This window comes from Streptomyces aureoversilis, from assembly GCF_042657885.1.
Lineage (GTDB): Bacteria > Actinomycetota > Actinomycetes > Streptomycetales > Streptomycetaceae > Streptomyces > Streptomyces aureoversilis.
This window is the reverse complement of the sequence record NZ_JBHSKJ010000005.1, coordinates 380,514-398,914: the sequence shown is the minus strand read 5'-3', so window position 1 is coordinate 398,914 and position 18,401 is coordinate 380,514. Positions and strand designations below refer to the sequence as shown.

Annotated in this window: 15 protein-coding genes; 7 read left to right on the top strand and 8 right to left on the bottom strand. The window is 69.8% G+C overall.

What is annotated here, in order from left to right; translation table 11 throughout:
* Positions 1-12 precede the first annotated feature (12 nt).
* Positions 13-2,313, bottom strand: a complete 2,301-nt coding sequence (locus tag ACFPP6_RS11860) for a DUF6049 family protein (protein WP_382040039.1) — start codon at positions 2,311-2,313, stop codon at positions 13-15.
* A 207-nt stretch (positions 2,314-2,520) separates the two neighbouring features.
* Between ACFPP6_RS11860 and ACFPP6_RS11855 the strand changes: the two genes are divergently transcribed.
* Complete coding sequence (locus tag ACFPP6_RS11855; RefSeq protein WP_382040037.1) at positions 2,521-3,996, top strand: CCA tRNA nucleotidyltransferase; 1,476 nt, start codon at positions 2,521-2,523, stop codon at positions 3,994-3,996.
* Between the two features lie 77 nt (positions 3,997-4,073).
* Here ACFPP6_RS11855 and ACFPP6_RS11850 read toward each other — a convergent pair whose 3' ends face one another.
* The 3 genes from ACFPP6_RS11850 to ACFPP6_RS11840 all read right to left on the bottom strand — a co-directional run bounded on the left by ACFPP6_RS11850 (position 4,074) and on the right by ACFPP6_RS11840 (position 7,152).
* Positions 4,074-5,348: an MFS transporter gene (locus ACFPP6_RS11850; RefSeq protein WP_382040034.1), complete on the bottom strand. Its 1,275-nt coding sequence runs from the start codon at positions 5,346-5,348 to the stop codon at positions 4,074-4,076.
* A gap of 83 nt (positions 5,349-5,431) precedes the next feature.
* Positions 5,432-6,514: an inositol-3-phosphate synthase gene (locus ACFPP6_RS11845; protein ID WP_168092214.1), complete on the bottom strand. Its 1,083-nt coding sequence runs from the start codon at positions 6,512-6,514 to the stop codon at positions 5,432-5,434.
* 50 nt (positions 6,515-6,564) lie between these two features.
* A complete protein-coding gene (locus ACFPP6_RS11840) occupies positions 6,565-7,152 on the bottom strand; it encodes a PadR family transcriptional regulator (protein WP_030366826.1) in 588 nt (195 codons plus the stop codon).
* 411 nt (positions 7,153-7,563) lie between these two features.
* On the opposite strand from ACFPP6_RS11840, the gene ACFPP6_RS11835 reads away from it, so the two are divergent.
* Together ACFPP6_RS11835 and ACFPP6_RS11830 are read left to right on the top strand one after the other, a co-directional pair.
* Positions 7,564-10,188, top strand: coding sequence for a transglycosylase domain-containing protein (locus ACFPP6_RS11835; protein ID WP_382040030.1), 2,625 nt, complete (start codon positions 7,564-7,566; stop codon positions 10,186-10,188).
* A gap of 121 nt (positions 10,189-10,309) precedes the next feature.
* The gene (locus ACFPP6_RS11830; protein WP_382040028.1) at positions 10,310-11,809 is read left to right on the top strand and encodes a glycosyltransferase family 87 protein; all 1,500 of its coding nucleotides are present in this window, start codon (positions 10,310-10,312) and stop codon (positions 11,807-11,809) included.
* A 43-nt stretch (positions 11,810-11,852) separates the two neighbouring features.
* Here the strand turns inward: ACFPP6_RS11830 and ACFPP6_RS11825 are convergent, their stop codons facing one another.
* The 3 genes from ACFPP6_RS11825 to ACFPP6_RS11815 all read right to left on the bottom strand — a co-directional run bounded on the left by ACFPP6_RS11825 (position 11,853) and on the right by ACFPP6_RS11815 (position 14,539).
* Positions 11,853-12,884 carry an alanine racemase gene (locus ACFPP6_RS11825; RefSeq protein WP_382040025.1) on the bottom strand — a complete coding sequence of 344 codons (1,032 nt, stop codon included), beginning with the start codon at positions 12,882-12,884 and terminating at the stop codon, positions 11,853-11,855.
* 81 nt (positions 12,885-12,965) lie between these two features.
* Positions 12,966-14,084, bottom strand: a complete 1,119-nt coding sequence (locus ACFPP6_RS11820; protein ID WP_382040023.1) for a lipid II:glycine glycyltransferase FemX — start codon at positions 14,082-14,084, stop codon at positions 12,966-12,968.
* A 125-nt stretch (positions 14,085-14,209) separates the two neighbouring features.
* On the bottom strand, positions 14,210-14,539 hold the full coding sequence (locus tag ACFPP6_RS11815) for a hypothetical protein (RefSeq protein ID WP_058045340.1): 330 nt from the start codon (positions 14,537-14,539) through the stop codon (positions 14,210-14,212).
* Positions 14,540-14,818: 279 nt separating this feature from the next.
* Here ACFPP6_RS11815 and rpsF point away from each other — a divergent pair, with 279 nt between their 5' ends.
* From rpsF to rplI, 4 genes are all read left to right on the top strand, one after another.
* Positions 14,819-15,109 carry a 30S ribosomal protein S6 gene (gene rpsF, locus ACFPP6_RS11810; protein WP_030366820.1) on the top strand — a complete coding sequence of 97 codons (291 nt, stop codon included), beginning with the start codon at positions 14,819-14,821 and terminating at the stop codon, positions 15,107-15,109.
* An 81-nt stretch (positions 15,110-15,190) separates the two neighbouring features.
* Positions 15,191-15,769, top strand: coding sequence for a single-stranded DNA-binding protein (locus ACFPP6_RS11805; protein WP_120755016.1), 579 nt, complete (start codon positions 15,191-15,193; stop codon positions 15,767-15,769).
* 44 nt (positions 15,770-15,813) lie between these two features.
* Entirely contained in the window at positions 15,814-16,050 is a 237-nt protein-coding gene (gene rpsR, locus ACFPP6_RS11800) for a 30S ribosomal protein S18 (protein WP_004950692.1), read from the top strand.
* A gap of 18 nt (positions 16,051-16,068) precedes the next feature.
* Positions 16,069-16,515 (top strand): 50S ribosomal protein L9, encoded by a 447-nt coding sequence (rplI, locus tag ACFPP6_RS11795; RefSeq protein ID WP_366086656.1) that lies wholly within the window; start codon positions 16,069-16,071, stop codon positions 16,513-16,515.
* A gap of 161 nt (positions 16,516-16,676) precedes the next feature.
* Here rplI and ACFPP6_RS11790 read toward each other — a convergent pair whose 3' ends face one another.
* The gene (locus ACFPP6_RS11790) at positions 16,677-18,014 is read right to left on the bottom strand and encodes an MATE family efflux transporter (RefSeq protein ID WP_382040017.1); all 1,338 of its coding nucleotides are present in this window, start codon (positions 18,012-18,014) and stop codon (positions 16,677-16,679) included.
* Positions 18,015-18,401 lie beyond the last annotated feature (387 nt).

Here is an 18,401-nt window from a genome sequence, read left to right as displayed (position 1 = left end):
CCCCACTAAGCGTCAACGTTCCACTTTCTCACCCGAGCCGGATGGCTCCGTGTCATGCGATCCGGTGTCCGGGGCCGGGTCACCCGGCCGCGCGGGCCGGTCGTCCCCCGGGCCTCCGTCGCCCGGGCCCTCGCCGTCCGCCCCGGGCTCCCCGCCCTCGGTCGTACGGGCGGCGGACCGCTTCCGCTTGATGTAGATGCGGAGCCCCGCGAGGACCAGCAGGAGCACACCACCGGCGATGACGAGGAGAACCATAGGGGTGATGGACGTGACATGCACAGTGAAGACGACCGGGTCGCCGTAGGGCTGGCCCTCGGCCGTGTAGAGCCGGGCCGTCACGCGCACCGGGCCGTTGGCATTGGCCCGGGTCTCGAACTTCACCGACTGGTTCTGCCCGCCGTTGATCTTCACGGGCTGGGAGCGGTCGACCTGCAGACGGTTGGTCTGGCTGGACTCCAGCACCAGGTGGAGCCCCTCGATCCCCTGCAGCAGGCCGTTGTGGACCGTTATGGGGATGGTCGCGCTGCGCCCGGACAGGGTGACGTCGGACTTCTTGATCAGCTCCACGCGGCGGGTGAGCCCGTACAGATAGGACTGCACCGCCTCGCGGAACTCGGCGGCGCCCTTGCGGTCGCCGCGCCACGAGGTCGACATCTCCCGCATGATCGCGCTGCCGAAGGGCGTCACCACGCGGTCCTGCGAGGTCAGGATCACCTTGAAGCCGTCCAGTGTGGACTGGGTCTTCTGGATCTCCTGGAACGCCTTGGTGGACAGCTCCTGCTCGCGCAGCGACTCGGGGTACGAGCCGGTGCCCGGGACCTGCTGGTTCGCGTCCGGGTCCGGCTTGGCCGCGGCCGCGTCGCCCAGGTTGACGGGCTGTGTCCAGCGGTTGTCCGAGAGGCCCTTGATCGCCGCGGCCATCGCCTGGGCCTGGCTCGCGGTGGGCATGCGCTGCGGCGCCACGACGATGCTGCGCTCGTTGTCCGGCGCCTGCCGGTTCACCAGGAGGCTCTGGGCGACGAAGCGCTGCACGGCGAGCGAGTACTCGCCGGCGCGGACGAGGTCGCCCTGGAAGCCGGTGGACATCCGGGCGTCCGCCACGACGGCGGTGTTGCCGCTGCCGATCTGGCGGGCCGCGGTGGGGCTGTAGGACGTCCGGTCGCGGAAGCTGTCGCTGCGCGCGATGACGTTGTGGGCGCCGGCCGAAGTGGCGACGTCGATGATCGAGGAGTCCACGGCGCCGTCGACGGGCCAGGCGAAGTCCGTGCGCGGCTTCACGCCGAGGATGGTGTCCACGGTGGTCGAGGCGAGCTCCGTGGCGGACTGCAGGTGGCTCAGGGAGCCCGGCACGTCCTTGCCGTGGTGGGCCAGCGACGCGAGGTCGGGGTCGCCGAACGGCAGCGCCACCACCTGGTCGCCGGCGACGGCGGTCTGCAGCTGGCTGAGCCACTGCTTGGCGACCGCCTGGCCCCGGCCCGGGGTGGTCCTCCCGTCCGGACCGCCCACCCGGTAGCTCTTGGTCATGGCCTCGACCGTGGCGAGCAGGTCCGGGTCGATCACCCAGGTGATCGGCAGGTCCTTGCCCAGCGCGACCAGCTGCTGCAGCCGGCCGCCCGGGGCCAGCTCCGCGGCCAGGTCGTCGTTGGGGAAGATCGGCGTCTGCTGCTGGTCGGACTCGGTCCGGGCGGTGAGGTGCGTCGCGGAGATCAGCGGCCACAGGAACGTGAGCTTCGTCTTCTTGCCCTCGATCGCGGAGGGCTGCCAGGTCAGCAGCGTCTGCGTGATCCCCAGCACCCGCTCGAAGCCCTGGTCCGCGGTGCGCCCCGACAGCGAGACGCCGAGCTGGTACACCCCGTCCCGGCTGAGGTCCAGGTCCTTCGCCGGCAGCGAGATGCTGAAGTCGCGGGCGGCCCCCGGCGGAAGCTTGTCGATCTTCTGGGTATGTTTGCCGATCTCGGAGCCGTCGGTGCCCGACGGGGACCGGCTGCCGGTCTCGTCGGCGTCGACCCGGCTGTTGATCTGGCTGCCCACCCGCAGGCCGACGTGCGCGTCGGTGACCGCCGAGCCGCCGGTGTTGGTGACGGTGCCCGAGACCGTGAGCGTGTCGTCCTGCTTCGGCGCTGCGGGGGTCAGCGTGTGGACGGAGACGTCCACCGGGCGGGCCGCCGAGGACTCGGCGCGGGCCGCCGGCGCCGCCGGCAGCTGCACCAGGCCGAGCAGCAGCGCCACGCCCGTCAGGAGCGTCGCAAGGTGCCGGGACCACCGGCAGGCAGCAGCGGAGGGGGTCTCCTGGGTCTCTGCCGCCTCGGCCACGCGCTCGCCCGTCCCTCGTCGTCGTCAGTGGTCGTCGGTTGTGCGTCCACGAATGGTAACGAGGCCCGCTGTGACGAAGTGCTGCGGACCGCTCCGCAAGATCGCACAACCGGCCCGATGTCCCGGCTGCACCCGCTTTGCGTGGGGTGCGCCATGCGTCCGTAACCGGGAGGCCCTGCGGCGCGCGGCCACGTACCCTCTTCTGTTGTGCCGAATGCCAACAATGACAGCCTCACCCAGTCGTCGACCAACGAGCTCAGCCATGTGCAGCGCCGTGCCGTGAGCGAGCTCCTGAGGGTCTCCCCCGTGGCCGACGACCTCGCCCGCCGATTCCAGGAAGCCGGGTTCACGCTTGCCCTGGTCGGCGGATCCGTACGGGACGCGCTGCTCGGCCGGCTCGGAAACGACCTCGACTTCACCACGGACGCCCGCCCGCAGGACGTCCTGAAGATCGTCCGGCCCTGGGCGGACTCCGTCTGGGAGGTCGGCATCGCCTTCGGCACCGTGGGATGCCGCAAAGCCGACTTCGACATCGAAGTCACCACATACCGATCGGAAGCCTACGACCGGACCTCCCGCAAGCCGGAGGTCTCCTACGGCGACTCGATCGAGGAAGACCTCGTCCGCCGCGACTTCACCGTCAACGCGATGGCCGTCGCGCTGCCGGAGAAGGAGTTCATCGACCCGCACGGCGGCTTGGAGGACCTGGCCGCCCGGGTCCTGCGCACCCCCGGCACCCCGGAGGAGTCCTTCTCCGACGACCCGCTGCGCATGATGCGGGCCGCCCGCTTCGCCGCCCAGCTCGACTTCGAGGTCGCCCCCGAGGTCGTCACCGCGATGACGGAGATGTCCGGCCGCCTCGAGATCGTCTCGGCCGAGCGGGTCCGGGACGAGCTCAACAAGCTGATCCTCTCCGACCACCCGCGCAAGGGCCTGAGGCTCCTGGTCGACACCGGCCTCGCCGCGCTCGTCCTGCCCGAGCTGCCCGCCCTGCGCCTGGAGCGCGACGAGCATCACCGCCACAAGGACGTGTACGAGCACACGCTCATCGTCCTGGAGCAGGCCATCGCCCTGGAGGCCCCGCGCGACCAGCCCGGCGGCGGCCCCGACCTGGTGCTGCGCCTCGCGGCCCTGTTGCACGACATCGGCAAGCCGCGGACGCGCCGCTTCGAGAAGGACGGCCGGGTCTCCTTCCACCACCACGAGGTGGTGGGCGCCAAGATGACCAAGTCCCGGATGACCAAGCTCAAGTACTCCAACGAGCTGGTGAAGGACGTCTCCAAGCTCGTGGAGCTGCACCTGCGCTTCCACGGCTACGGCACCGGCGAGTGGACCGACTCCGCCGTCCGCCGGTACGTGCGCGACGCCGGGCCCCTGCTGGAGCGGCTCCACAAGCTGACCCGGTCCGACTGCACCACGCGCAACAAGCGCAAGGCCAATGCGCTCTCGCGGGCGTACGACGGCCTGGAGGAGCGCATCGCCAAGCTGCAGGAGCAGGAGGAGCTGGACGCGATCCGGCCGGACCTGGACGGCAACCAGATCATGGAGATCCTGGGCGTCGGTCCCGGCCCGCAGATCGGCAAGGCGTACAAGCACATGCTGGAGCTGCGCCTGGAGAACGGCCCGATGAGCCATGACGAGGCGGTCGCCGCGCTCAGGGAATGGTGGGCGGCGCAGGGCTGACCCACGTTTCACGTGAAACATGAAGCGGGGGCGGTGGCTGATTCACGGTTTCACGTGAAACAGCCACCGCCCCCGCTTCATGCGTCCTCCCGGCCCCGGAAGCCCGCCAGGGCGACGGCGACGACGGCGTAGAGCGCGGCGATCGCGGACACCAGCAGGGCCGACCGGCCGTCGGGCGGCAGCATCAGGGCCGCCACTGCGGCCGCCCCCACGAAGGCGACGTTGAAGAGGACGTCGTAGAGCGAGAAGACCCGGCCCCGGAAGGCGTCGTCCACCGAGGACTGCACCACGGTGTCCGTGGCGATCTTGGCGCCCTGGGTGGTCAGGCCCAGGACGAAGGCGGCGATCAGCATGGGGACGCGCTCGAAGGGCAGGCCGAGGGCGGGTTCCAGCACCGCCGCTGCGGCGGCGCAGGCGACGATCCAGCCGAGCCTGCCCAGCCGGGAGACCGCCCAGGGGGTGATGACGGCCGCCGCGAAGAACCCCGCCCCCGAGATGGCGACGGCCAGCCCCAGCAGGGCCATTCCCTTGGACTCGCTGCTCGTCCACGCGTAGCGGCAGAGCATCAGCACGGTGACGGTCAGGGCGCCGTAGCAGAAGCGCATCAGCGTCATGGCGGCGAGCGCGTAGGAAGCCGTGCGGCGCTCGGCGAGATGGCGCAGCCCCGCGACCAGTCCCCGAGCCGTGCCGGTCAGGGCGGCGCCCAGCCGGCGGGCCACCGGAGTGTCCGGCCCCAGCAGGCCGATGGGCATCAGCAGGGAGCACAGGGCGGCGGACAGGTAGAGCGCCGCGCCGAGCAGGACGACCCAGGCGTCGGAGCCCGCTCCCTCGGGAGCGGCCACGCGTACGGCGAAGGCGAGGCCGCCGCCCACGGTGGCCGCCAGGGTCCCGGCGGTCGGGGAGAGGGAGTTGGCCATGACCAGCCGCTCACGGGAGTCGACCACCCGGGGCAGGGAGGCGGAGAGCCCGGCCAGCACGAAGCGGTTGACGGCGGTGACCGAGAGGGCGGAGGCGTAGAAGAGCCAGTCGGGGACGCGCGCGACGATCAGCAGGGCGGTCACGGTGGCCAGGGCGGCGCGCAGCAGGTTGCCGTGGAGCAGCACCTGGCGGCGGCGCCAGCGGTCCAGCAGCACTCCGGCGAAGGGGCCCAGCAGCGAGTACGGCAGCAGGAGCACGGCCATGGCCGAGGCGATGGCCGTGGGGGAGGCCTGCTTCTCCGGGGAGAAGACCACGTAGGCGGCGAGGGCGACCTGGTAGACCCCGTCGGCGGCCTGGGAGAGGAGCCTGACTGCCAGCAGGCGGCGGAAATCGCGAAGGCGCAGCAGGACGCGAAGATCACGCACAACGGGCATGGTCCACAGCCTCACACAACGCACAGGTCCCCGGGCGGACGACCCGGGGACCTGTGGCGGAGGAGGCGAAAGAAGCGGAACGCTTAGCGCTCGACCTCGCCCTTGATGAACTTCTCGACGTTCTCGCGGGCCTCGTCGTCGAAGTACTGCACCGGCGGCGACTTCATGAAGTACGAGGAGGCGGAGAGGATCGGGCCGCCGATGCCGCGGTCCTTGGCGATCTTCGCGGCGCGGACGGCGTCGATGATGACACCGGCCGAGTTCGGGGAGTCCCAGACCTCGAGCTTGTACTCCAGGTTCAGCGGGACGTCGCCGAAGGCGCGGCCCTCGAGGCGCACGTACGCCCACTTGCGGTCGTCCAGCCAGGCCACGTAGTCCGAGGGACCGATGTGGACGTTCTTCTCGCCCAGCTCGCGGTCGGGGATCTGCGAGGTGACGGCCTGCGTCTTGGAGATCTTCTTCGACTCGAGGCGGTCGCGCTCGAGCATGTTCTTGAAGTCCATGTTGCCGCCGACGTTCAGCTGCATCGTGCGGTCCAGGATGACGCCCCGGTCCTCGAACAGCTTGGCCATCACGCGGTGCGTGATGGTGGCGCCGACCTGCGACTTGATGTCGTCACCGACGATCGGGACACCGGCCTCGGTGAACTTGTCCGCCCACTCCTTGGTGCCGGCGATGAAGACCGGGAGGGCGTTGACGAAGGCGACCTTGGCGTCGATGGCGCACTGCGCGTAGAACTTCGCGGCGTCCTCGGAACCCACGGGGAGGTAGCAGACGAGAACGTCGACCTGCTTGTCCTTGAGGACCTGCACGACGTCGACGGGAGCCTCGGCGGACTCCTCGATGGTCTCGCGGTAGTACTTGCCCAGGCCGTCGAGGGTGTGGCCGCGCTGGACCGTGACGCCGCTGTTCGGCACGTCGCAGATCTTGATGGTGTTGTTCTCGCTGGCGCCGATGGCGTCGGCGAGGTCGAGACCGACCTTCTTCGCGTCGACGTCGAAGGCGGCAACGAACTCCACATCACGGACGTGGTAGTCGCCGAACTGCACGTGCATCAGACCCGGCACGCGGCCGTTCGGGTCGGCGTCCTTGTAGTACTCGACGCCCTGCACCAGCGAGGCGGCGCAGTTGCCCACGCCGACGATGGCTACGCGAACCGAACCCATTCCGGTTGCTCCCTGTTAGTACTCGACGAAGCCCTGCAGGAGTGCAGAGCTCACTGGTCCGGACCGGTGCGCTTGTCACGCCCGGCCCGCTCGCTCTCGATCAGCTCGTTCAGCCAGCGGACCTCGCGCTCCACGGACTCCATGCCGTGGCGCTGAAGCTCGAGGGTGTAGTCGTCCAGCCGCTCCCGGGTGCGGGCGAGGGAGGCGCGCATCTTTTCGAGGCGCTCCTCCAGACGACTGCGGCGGCCTTCCAGCACGCGCATCCGTACGTCCCGCGACGTCTGCCCGAAGAACGCGAAGCGGGCGGCGAAGTGTTCGTCCTCCCACGTGTCCGGGCCGGTGTGGGCGAGCAGCTCCTCGAAGTGCTCCTTGCCCTCTGCCGTCAGGCGGTAGACAATCTTCGCCCGTCGTCCGGCCAGGGACGCCGCCCGGGCGTCTTCCGGAGCGCTCCCGGGCTCCTCGACCAGCCAGCCGTTCGCCACGAGGGCCTTCAGGCAGGGGTAGAGGGTGCCGTAGCTGAACGCACGGAACACCCCGAGCGAGGTGTTCAAGCGTTTCCGCAGCTCGTAGCCGTGCATCGGGGACTCGCGGAGCAGGCCGAGGACGGCGAACTCGAGGATGCCGGAGCGTCTGCTCATGTTTCGCCTCCTTGTCGCACACAGCCTAGTCCTTGTGATCCCTAGTCCCTATTGGTCCCTTATGCCGACTCCGAGCCGACCTTTATGCCGAGCTGATGTATCGACTCGATACATCCAGACGATAGAACGCACCCCTGGATGCGACAAGAGGGGGCACGGTGAACGAGGTCACATCACCGATTCGTGGGACACAAGCGGCCTGATTTGGAGTGAACATCCGCAGTAGGAGCGATTTGGCCGTGCGTAGTCTGTGCGCCATGCAGACCAGCGGGAACCGAGTGACGACGACAGGCGTCCTCGTCCCGTACGCAATGCGCCCGGTTGCCTCAGGCAGCCGTTCAGCGCATCGGGGGGAACGCAAGCCACCTGCCGCTTCCAGGCGATAGCGCCTGCCCGAGGAGTAGTCGTTCGATGAGCGAGCACCGCCGCAAGCCGCCGCAGCCTCAGGGCGGCGGACGAGCCGCGGCCAGGCGCGCGGCACAGCAGCCGGGACCCGGCCGCCGCGCCGCGCCAACCAGCAGTTCCGCCGCGGGGTCCGGCCGCGGCGAGTCCGACCGGCACGGCAGCCGGGCCGAGGCCCGCCGTGCGACCCAGCGAGGCCCCGCGGCCGGCGGGCGCAGACGCGGCGGCGATCCAGGAGGAGGCTCCGGCGGCCGGCGCCCCGGCAAGAAGCGCTTCATCGACTATCCCCGGGCGGGCAAGGACGGCGCCAAGCGCTGGATGCCCTCCTGGAAGCTGGTCCTGGGGACGGCCTTCACCTTCATCGGCCTGATCTTCGGCACCGTGGGCATCGCCCTGGCCGTGGTCCAGGTGCCGTCCGCCCAGCGGACCGCCCAGGTGCAGAAGAACGTCTACTACTGGGCCGACGGCAAGCAGATGGTGGTCGCGGGCGGTGGCGCGCTCAACCGCCAGATCGTGCCGATCTCCAAGATCCCCCTGTCGATGCAGCGAGCGGTGATCTCGGCCGAGAACGCCAGCTTCTACAAGGACTGGGGCGTCGACCCGATGGGCATCGCGCGCGCCGTCGTGAAGATGGCGCAGGGCGGGGAGACCCAGAGCGGTTCGACCATCACGCAGCAGTTCGTGAAGAACACGTACCTGAGCCAGGAACAGACGCTCAAGCGCAAGGCCACCGAGCTGCTGATCTCCATAAAGGTGGGTGCCACCAAGGACAAGGACGAGATCCTCGCGGGGTACCTCAACACCGCCTATTACGGGCGAGGGGCCTACGGGATCCAGGCCGCGGCACGGGCCTACTACGACAAGGACTGCAAGGACCTCACGCCGAGCGAGAGCGCCTTCCTCGCCGCCACGCTCAACGGCCCCAACCTGTACGACCCGTACGGCGGCCAGGGCCCGGCGGCCACCGCGGAGAAGAACACCAAGCGGGCCACCGACCGCTGGAAGTGGACCCTGGACCGCGAGGTCGAGACGGGCAACATGAAGGCGACCGACCGCGACATGTGGGTCGGCAAGGGCTTCCCGACTCCCCAGAAGCCCAAGCCCGCGACCAACCGCGCCGGTCAGATCGGCTACCTCACCGACCTCGCCGACAACTACGTCGTCGCCCACTCCGGCATCAGCAAGACCCAGCTGGACCGCGGCGGCTACCAGATCTACACGACCTTCGACCGGGACAAGGTCAACGCCCTGGCGAAGTCGGTCGAGGAGGTCCGCAAGGCGAACATCAAGCCGGACGTGCGGGAGCGCGACAAGTTCGTGCAGTTCGGCGGGGCCTCCGTCGACCCCAAGTCCGGCAAGATCGTCGCCATCTACGGCGGCGAGAACGCCCTGGAGCACTACACCAACAACGCCGACTACACCGGTGTGCAGGTGGGCTCGACCTTCAAGCCCTTCGTGCTCGCCGCGGCCATGTCGCACGGCAAGCGCAATCCGGCCCTGGGTCGGCAGCAGAGCGACAGCCAGCGCACGATCGTCTCTCCCGACAGCATCTACAACGGCAACAACAAGGTGACGCTGCGGGAGTACAACGGCAAGATCTGGCACGACAACGACGGCAGCGAGTGGCACCAGAAGAACGACGGTGACGAGGACAAGGGCCTCGTCACCCTGCGCACCGCCATGCAGTACTCGGTGAACACCCCGTTCATCCAGCTCGGCATGGACGTGGGCACGGACCTGGTCAAGGAGGCCGCCCTGCGGGCCGGCCTGGACAAGGACCAGCTCTCCGCCCCCACGCCCACCTTCTCGCTCGGCACATCGGCGCCCAGCGCGATCCGGCTGGCCGGTTCCTACGCCACCTTCGCCGCCGGAGGCAAGCAGATCGACCCGTACTCGGTCGAGAAGGTCGAGCGGGACGGCAGGGCGGTCTACGCGCACGAGATGAAGTCGGACACGGCGTTCTCGCCGAACGTGGCGAACAACGTCACCGACGTGCTCAAGACCGTCGTGGAGGAGGGCACGGGCACCTCGGCCAAGCTCGCCGGCGGCCGTCCGGCCGCGGGCAAGACGGGTACGACGGACGAGAACCGCTCCGCCTGGTTCGCGGGCTACACCCCGCAGCTGTCCACGGCGATCGGCATGTACCGGGTCGACCCCAACGCCAAGAAGCAGGAGTTCCTGTCGATGCGCGGCGTGGGCGGCAAGGAGACCATCCACGGTGCGTCGTTCCCGGCGGAGATCTGGGCCGACTACATGAACGCCGCGCTCAAGGGCCAGCCGATCGAGCAGTTCGAGCCGGCGCAGCCGCTCGGCGAGAAGATCTTCGGTGACGGCGCCAGCCCCTCCCCCAGCGCTCCCCCCTCCGCGCCCCCGTCGCCGTCCACTTCCCCCTCCGGTACGCCGTCGAAGTCCGCCTCGCCGAGCCCGTCGGCGAGCCGCTCCTGCTCGGTGTTCGACTTCCGCTGCAAGCACGGCGGGAGCAACGGCGGGAAGGACGGCGGGAAGGACGGCGGCGCCACCGGTGGTCCCGGTGGCGGACCGGCCGGCGGTTCCGGCGGGCCGGGCGAGTCGCCGTCGCCGGAGACCAGCAGGCGCCCCGGAGGCGGCGGCCTCTTCGGTGGCATGAACGGCTGACCGGCCCGGACCCACGAGTCCGGCACACGCTCGGAGGGCCGTCCCGCGTTCGCGCGGGACGGCCCTCCGAGTTATCCACAGGCTCCGGCGGCTTCACAGGCGCGTACGGCAGGATGGCCCCATGAGGAGCGCGCGGGACGACGAACGGCAGGTGCGGCCGACCGATGAGGACGAGGTGGCGGCCGCAGGCAGCGAGCTCATCGGCGGGCCCGCGGGCAAGCGAGCCGTGCCCGGCGGGGGCTGGTGGACGCCGGTCCGTGTGATCGTGCTGGTGGCGATCGGGATGTTCGCCCTCGGCATGGTCCAGAAGCTCCCCTGCTACGAGTACGGGTGGTTCTTCGGCGCCACCACGCAGTACACCCACGCCTGCTACTCCGACATCCCGCACCTCTACAGCGGCCGCGGCTTCGACGCGGGCCTGATCCCGTACTTCGACCGCATCCCCCAGGCCGTCTCCGGCGGGATGGACTATCTGGAATATCCGGTTCTCACCGGCCTGTTCATGCAGATCGCCGCCTGGCTCACCCCCGGCGGCGGCACCATCCAGCACCGCGAGCAGATCAACTGGCTGGTCAACGCCGGCATGCTGATGGCCTGCACCGCCGTGATCGCCCTCTGCTCGGCCCGTACGCACCGGCGCCGGCCCTGGGACGCCCTGCTGATCGCGCTCGCGCCCGCCTTCGCCCTGACGGCCACCGTCAACTGGGACCTGTTCGCCGTGGCCCTCACCGCGGCGGCCATGCTGATGTGGTCCCGCGGCAGGGCGGTGCCCGCGGGCGCCCTGATCGGCCTGGCCGCCGCGGCGAAGCTCTATCCGCTGCTGCTCCTCGGCCCGCTCTTCGTGCTGTGCCTGCGGGCCGGGCGCATGAAGGCCTTCGCCGTGACCACCGCGTCCGCCGTGGCCGCCTGGCTGGTGGTGAACCTCCCGGTGATGCTCGAGCACGACGCCGCCGGCTTCCACATCCGCGAGGGCTGGGCGAAGTTCTACACCTTCAGCCAGGAGCGCCCGATCGACTTCGGCTCCATCTGGCTGCTGATCTCCCAGCGGACGGGCAACCCCCTGGACGACGCCAATACGTACGTGAGCCTGCTGATGATCCTGGGCTGCCTGGCCCTGGTGGCCCTCGGCCTCTACGCCCCCAGGCGCCCGCGCTTCGCCCAGCTGGCCTTCCTCGTGGTGGCGCTCTTCGTCCTCACCAACAAGGTCTATTCACCGCAGTACGTGCTCTGGCTCATCCCGCTCGCCGTGCTGGCGCGCCCCAAGTGGCGCGACTTCCTGATCTGGCAGGCCTGCGAGGTGCTGTACTTCCTCGGCATCTGGTCCTACCTCGCCTACACGGGCAGCGGAGACAAACACCAGGGCCTGCCCACGGAGGGCTATCAACTGGCCATCGCCCTGCACCTGCTGGGCACGCTGTACCTGTGCGCGGTCGTCGTGCGCGACGTCCTCATGCCCGAGCGGGACGTCGTCCGCCGGGACGGCTCCGACGACCCCTCCGGCGGCATCCTCGACGGGGCCCCGGACGTCGTCGCCCTGGGCTCCACGCACGCGCCGCCGTACGCGGAGCGGTCCGCCGGCATGAGCGTGCGCTGGGGCACAGGCAGCCGCCCGCCGGCGTAGGGGGCGGCCGCCCGGGCCCGTCAACCCGAGGGGAGGGGGTGGGTCAGTGGTCGACGAGACGGTCGAACGTCGTGGTGGTGTGCCGCAGCTTGGCCACCATCTCGTCGCCGACCTGGGGGGTCGGCATGTCGTTCGGCACGAAGAGGATCGACACCTGCATGTGCGGGGGCTCCGCGAACCAGAGCTGCTTGTCGGCCCAGTAGAACGGCGACTGGTTGCGGTTCATGGTCGCGAGGCCCGCCCGGGCGACGCCCTTGGCCCGCGGCATCATGCCGTGCAGCGCCTTCGGCGCCTCCAGGCCCACGCCGTGCGAGGTGCCGCCCGCCACGACGACGAGGTGGCCGTCGGCGCCGACCTTCTGCTGGCGGTAGCCGAAGCGATCGCCCTTGGACACGGGCGTCACGTCCAGGACCGCGCCCTTGTAGTGGGTGGCGCCGTGGTCGCCGAGCCACAGCCGGGTGCCGATGCGCGCGCGGAAGCGGGTGTGCGGGTACTGCTGCTGCAGCCGCGCGAGCTCCTCGGACTTCAGGTGGCTGACGAACATGGTGTGCAGCGGCAGGCGTGCGTTGCGCAGCCGCTCCATCCACTCGGAGATCTCCTGGACGGCGTCCGAGCCGTCCGTGCGGTCCAGCGGCAGGTGGATGGCGAAGCCCTCCAGGCGCACGTCCTCTATGGCCGCGTGCAGCTTGGGCAGGTCCTCCTCGCTGATGCCGTGCCGCTTCATGGTGCTCATGACCTCGACGACGACGCGCGCGCCCACCAGGCCGCGCACCCCCTCGACCGAGGAGACGGACCGGATGGCCCGGTCCGGCAGCGGCACGGGCTCCTCGCCCAGCCGGAAGGGGGTGAGCACCAGCAGGTCACCGCTGAAGTAGTCCTTGATCCGGGCCGCTTCGTAGGTGGTGCCCACGGCGAGGACGTCCGAGCCGAAGCGCGCCGCTTCGTCGGCCAGCCGCCCGTTGCCGAAGCCGTATCCATTGCCCTTGCACACCGGGATGATGCCCGGGAACTGCTGGACGATGGTTTGCTGGTGCGCCCGCCAGCGCGCGGTGTCGACGTAGAGCGTGAGCGCCATGGCCCGTCCCGGAACCTTTCCCTGTGCCTGCTGGATGCTGTGCTTGCCGAAAGCCCGGGATCGCACGACCCCGGGGGAACGTCAGCGGCGCGACATGTACATGTCGAGGGCCTTGTGGAGCAGCTTGTTGAGCGGGAAGTCCCACTCGCCCAGGTACTCCGCGGCCTGGCCGCCCGTGCCGACCTTGAACTGGATGAGGCCGAAGAGGTGGTCGCTCTCGTCCAGGGAGTCGCCGATGCCGCGCAGGTCGTAGACGCTCGCGCCCAGCGCGTAGGCGTCGCGCAGCATCCGCCACTGCATCGCGTTGGAGGGACGGACCTCGCGCTTGTGGTTGGCGGAGGCGCCGTAGGAGTACCAGACGTGCCCGCCGACGATCAGCATGGTCGCGGCGGCGACGGCCTCGCCCTCGTGCACCGCGAAGTACAGCCGCATGCGGTTGGGGTCCTCGGTGTTGAGGGCCGTCCACATGCGCTGGAAGTAGCTCAGCGGCCGCGGGCGGAACTTGTCGCGCTCCGCGGTGATCTCGTACAGGTGCTGCCAGGTGGGCAGGTCCTCGTAGCCGCCCTGGACCACCTCGACGCCGGCCTTCTCGGCCTTCTTGATGTTGCGGCGCCACAGCTGGTTGAAGTTCTTGTGGACGTCCTCGAGCGAGCGGTTCGCCAGGGGCACCTGGAAGACGTACCGCGGCTGGACGTCACCGAAGCCGGCGCCGCCGTCCTCGCCCTGCTGCCAGCCCATCCGGCGCAGCTGGTCGGCGACCTCGAAGGCGCGCGGCTCGATGAAGGTGGCCTCGACGTCGCGCAGGCGCTTGACGTCCGGGTCGGAGATGCCGGACTTGATCGCGTTGGCGTCCCAGCGCCGGATGACGACCGGGGGCCCCATCTTCACGGAGAAGGCGCCCTGCTGCTTGAGGTGGGCGAGCATGGGCTGCAGCCAGTCGGCGAGGTTCGGCGAGAACCAGTTGATCACCGGGCCCTCGGGCAGGTAGGCCAGGTAACGCTTGATCTTGGGCAGCTGGCGGTAGAGCACCAGACCCGCGCCGACCATCTGCCCGGTCTTGTCGAACCAGCCCAGGCTCTCCGAGCGCCACTCCGCCTTGACATCGGCCCACGCCGGCACCTGCATGTGACTGGCCGCGGGCAGGCTCTGGATATATGCCAGATGCTGCTCTCGGCTGATTGTCCTCAGGGTCAGGCTCATGCGGGGCGCTCCTCGGCAGGTGTGTCCCCATGGTCGGGGCTCCGGCTCTCGCGGCGAAGCCTACTGCGACAGGGACGCACACCGTTGGGGCGCCCGTTCGGGTGTACGGCCGGGCGGGCCCCGCGCTATCCGATGACACCCCCGAAGAGACCCCCGTGGGCCATGCCCAGGAAGAAGCCGAAGGCGGACGCTCCCAGTCCGATGATCAGCAGGAAGCGCTCGCCCGTCGTGGCCGAGATGTACTGGCCGTACGCGCCGGTGAGGATGCCGACCAGCCCGCTCCACGAGCTCAGCAGGTGCAGGTTGTTGAAGGCCGAGGAGACGAAAGCGAGCACTCCGAGCACCAGCGTCACGGCGACGAAGGTGTTCTCGAGCGGATGCGGCTTTCCGTCGCTGTTGAGCACGGCATTGATCAAAGAACGGGGGCCGCGGGACTGGCGCACTGCCTGTGTCATGGGGCTACCTCCTCCTGAAGGCGACCGGCGCATTGTTGCGCCGGTCACATCCGGTGGGTACAGATTGCGGGCCGACGCGGCCGGATTTCAACCGGAAGCCGGAGTGCGGGTACTCTGTACGGTCTGCACCGGTGTCTGCCCAGACCAGCTTCGGTCCTCTGGGGCAACCCAGGGACTTTCCGCTGATTGTCAGTGTCGGCCGATACCGTTGTTCACGCATCACGACCCTCCTGCCACGGAACGACCGTGGCCGCTGAGTCCAAAGGAGGTGGGTTCCACATGCGTCACTACGAGGTGATGGTCATCCTCGACCCCGATCTCGAGGAGCGCGCTGTCTCCCCGCTGATCGAGAACTTCCTCTCCGTCGTCCGTGAGGGCAACGGAAAGGTCGAGAAGGTCGACACCTGGGGCCGTCGTCGTCTCGCGTACGAGATCAAGAAGAAGCCCGAGGGCATCTACTCGGTCATCGACCTGCAGGCCACGCCTGCGGTCGTCAAGGAGCTCGACCGCCAGATGAACCTGAACGAGTCGGTCCTCCGGACCAAGGTCCTCCGTCCCGAGACCCACTGAACCCCAGCGGTTCAGAGGTAATCGGGCTGTAGCTCAACGAGCAGCAAGCAGCCAGCAGCACACCCGCCGAGAGGTTCACCCATGGCAGGCGAGACCGTCATCACGGTCGTCGGCAATCTCGTCGACGACCCCGAGCTGCGCTTCACCCCGTCCGGTGCGGCGGTCGCGAAGTTCCGCGTCGCGTCCACTCCCCGCACCTTCGACCGCCAGACCAACGAGTGGAAGGACGGCGAGAGCCTCTTCCTCACGTGCTCGGTGTGGCGTCAGGCGGCGGAGAACGTCGCCGAGTCGCTTCAGCGCGGCATGCGCGTCATCGTGCAGGGCCGTCTGAAGCAGCGGTCCTACGAGGACCGCGAGGGCGTCAAGCGCACGGTCTACGAGCTCGACGTCGAAGAGGTCGGCGCCAGCCTGAAGAACGCCACGGCGAAGGTCACCAAGACCGCGGGTCGCGGTGGCCAGGGTGGCTACGGCGGTGGCCAGCAGCAGGGCGGCTGGGGCGGTGGCTCCGGCGGTCAGCAGCAGCAGGGCGGCGGCGGTGCTCCCGCCGACGACCCCTGGGCCACCAGCGCGCCGTCCGGCGGCCAGCAGGGCGGCGGCGGAGGCGGCTGGGGCGGCGGCCCCGGCAACTCCGGCGGCTACTCGGACGAGCCGCCCTTCTAAGGGCGAGCAGCACACAAACTTCTTGATCACACAGGAGAGAAACGATGGCGAAGCCCCCGCCGCGCAAGCCTAAGAAGAAGGTCTGCGCTTTCTGCAAGGACAAGACCGCTTACGTGGACTACAAGGACACGAACATGCTGCGGAAGTTCATTTCCGACCGCGGCAAGATCCGTGCCCGTCGCGTGACCGGCAACTGCACCCAGCACCAGCGTGACGTCGCCACGGCTGTGAAGAACAGCCGTGAGATGGCGCTGCTGCCCTACACCTCGTCCGCGCGATAAGGGAAGGGTGACCAACTAATGAAGATCATCCTCACCCACGAGGTCTCCGGCCTCGGCACCGCCGGTGACGTCGTCGACGTCAAGGACGGCTACGCCCGCAACTACCTGGTCCCGCGCGGTTTCGCGATCCGCTGGACCAAGGGTGGCGAGCAGGACGTCGCTCAGATCCGCCGCGCTCGCAAGATCCGCGAGATCGCCACGATCGAGCAGGCCAACGAGATCAAGGGTCAGCTGGAGGGCCTCAAGGTCCGCCTGGCCACCCGCTCCGGCGAGGCCGGCCGCCTGTTCGGCTCCGTGACCCAGGCCGACGTCGCTGCGGCGATCAAGGCTGCCGGTGGCCCGGACGTCGACAAGCGCCGCGTCGAGGTGGGCTCGCCCATCAAGACCCTGGGCGCCCACCAGGTCTCCGTGCGTCTGCACGCCGACGTCGTTGCCAAGCTCGGCATCGAGGTCGTCGCTGCCTGATCACCCACCGGTGATCGGTAGAGCCTGAAGGAGGGCCGTACCCCTGTGGGGGTGCGGCCCTCCTGCTGTTCGCACCGCCTCTTCGCACCGCCTCCGGGGATGCGTGTCTTCGTTCTCCGGGGATGCGTGCCTTCGTTCAGGTCATCAGGGGATACGTTTCTTCACCGGGTCGCCCCGGTGACGATCCAGCGCCCCGACCGCGCCCGCATCCACAGGGTCGCCATCCGGGCCGCCATCATCAGCGTCATCGCCCACCACAGGGCGGTCAGGCCGCCTCCGAGCACGGGGACGAGCAGGGCCGCAGGGGCGAAGACGGCGAGGACCAGCAGCATGGCCCAGGCGAGGTAGGCGCCGTCTCCGGCGCCCATCAGCACCCCGTCCAGGACGAAGACCACGCCTGCGACGGGCTGGGAGAGGGCCACCACCAGCAGGGCCGGCAGCAGGGTGTCCCGTACGGTGCCGTCGGAGGTGAACAGGGGGATGAACAGCGGCCGGGAGGCCACCACCAGCACCCCCAGCACCGCGCCCGAGGCGACGCCCCACTGCACCATGCGCCGGCAGGCGGCCCGGGCGCCGTCCGCGTCGCCCGCGCCCAGGTAGCGCCCGATGATCGCCTGTCCGGCGATGGCTATGGCGTCCAGCGCGAAGGCCAGCAGGGTCCAGAGCGTGAGCACTATCTGGTGGGCGGCGATCTGGGCGTCGCCGAGCCGGGCCGCCACGGCCGTGGCGATCATGAGGACGGCGCGCAGCGAGAGCGTGCGGACCAGGAGCGGGACGCCGGCCTGGGCACAGGCCCGGATGCCCGCCGCGTCGGGCCGCAGGGAGGCGCCGTGGCGCCGGGCGCCCCGGAGGACCACGGCGAGGTAGGCGGCGGTCATGGCCCACTGGGCGATGACCGTGCCCCAGGCGGAGCCGGCGATGCCGAGGCCCGCGCCGTAGACGAGCCCGGCGTTGAGGGCGCCGTTGAGGGCGAAGCCCCCGATGGCCACGGCCAGCGGGGTGCGGGTGTCCTGCAGGCCGCGCAGGACGCCGGTGGCGGCGAGGACGATCAGCATGGCGGGGATGCCGAGAGCGCTGATCCGCAGGTACGTCGTGGCGTACGGGGCGGCGGTCGGGGAGGCGCCGAAGAGCTCGACGACCGCGGGGGCGGTGGGCAGGACGGCCGCCACGAGGGCTGCGCCGAGGAGCGCGGCGAGCCATATGCCGTCCATGCCCTGGCGTATCGCGGCCCGCAGGTCGCCGGCTCCCACGCGCCGGGAGACCGCCGCGGTGGTGGCGTAGGCGAGGAAGACGAAGACGCTGACGGCCGTGGTGAGCAGGGCGGCGGCTATGCCGAGCCCGGCGAGCTGCGGGGTGCCGAGGTGGCCGACGATGGCGCTGTCGGCCATGAGGAAGAGGGGCTCCGCGACGAGCGCGCCGAAGGCGGGCACGGCCAGCGCGACGATCTCGCGGTCGTGCCGGCGGGCGGTGGCGGGGGCGCGCTCGGGAGCCTGGGTCATCCCCCCAACCTAATCTTCCACAGGTAATTGGTGCAACTATCATGGGACCCTTACATTGAGCCGCTCGGTCCGATCTTCTCTGCGCCGTTTGTCGTGATCTCCGGCGGACGGGGAAAGTTTTTCTCCTCAACAGCCGGTGGATGGCGAATCCGCAGGTCAGAGGCTTGAGATCGAAGAGGCTGTGTGTTTGTCCACAGCGGTTTCCCCCGCCTCGTGCACAGGATGCGCGGACTTCTCCACAGGATGGGGCCCGTCATCCACACGGCCTGTGGATAACCAGATTGGCTGACGGTGCCCGCGGGCCTACCGTGGACCGGCGGCCGACGCCTGTTCCGGCCCCGACGGACCTGACGGGACCGCCCTGAACTCGACGCGCCGGAACCGGAG

Coding starts and splice junctions, on each gene's coding strand:
- ACFPP6_RS11850 (WP_382040034.1), bottom strand. CDS start 5,348: ATGCCCGTTGTGCGTGATCTTCGCGTCCTGCTGCGCCTTCGCGATTTC.
- ACFPP6_RS11845 (WP_168092214.1), bottom strand. CDS start 6,514: ATGGGTTCGGTTCGCGTAGCCATCGTCGGCGTGGGCAACTGCGCCGCC.
- ACFPP6_RS11840 (WP_030366826.1), bottom strand. CDS start 7,152: ATGAGCAGACGCTCCGGCATCCTCGAGTTCGCCGTCCTCGGCCTGCTC.
- ACFPP6_RS11835 (WP_382040030.1), top strand. CDS start 7,564: ATGAGCGAGCACCGCCGCAAGCCGCCGCAGCCTCAGGGCGGCGGACGA.
- ACFPP6_RS11830 (WP_382040028.1), top strand. CDS start 10,310: ATGAGGAGCGCGCGGGACGACGAACGGCAGGTGCGGCCGACCGATGAG.
- ACFPP6_RS11825 (WP_382040025.1), bottom strand. CDS start 12,884: ATGGCGCTCACGCTCTACGTCGACACCGCGCGCTGGCGGGCGCACCAG.
- ACFPP6_RS11820 (WP_382040023.1), bottom strand. CDS start 14,084: ATGAGCCTGACCCTGAGGACAATCAGCCGAGAGCAGCATCTGGCATAT.
- ACFPP6_RS11815 (WP_058045340.1), bottom strand. CDS start 14,539: ATGACACAGGCAGTGCGCCAGTCCCGCGGCCCCCGTTCTTTGATCAAT.
- rpsF (WP_030366820.1), top strand. CDS start 14,819: ATGCGTCACTACGAGGTGATGGTCATCCTCGACCCCGATCTCGAGGAG.
- ACFPP6_RS11805 (WP_120755016.1), top strand. CDS start 15,191: ATGGCAGGCGAGACCGTCATCACGGTCGTCGGCAATCTCGTCGACGAC.
- rpsR (WP_004950692.1), top strand. CDS start 15,814: ATGGCGAAGCCCCCGCCGCGCAAGCCTAAGAAGAAGGTCTGCGCTTTC.
- rplI (WP_366086656.1), top strand. CDS start 16,069: ATGAAGATCATCCTCACCCACGAGGTCTCCGGCCTCGGCACCGCCGGT.
- ACFPP6_RS11790 (WP_382040017.1), bottom strand. CDS start 18,014: ATGACCCAGGCTCCCGAGCGCGCCCCCGCCACCGCCCGCCGGCACGAC.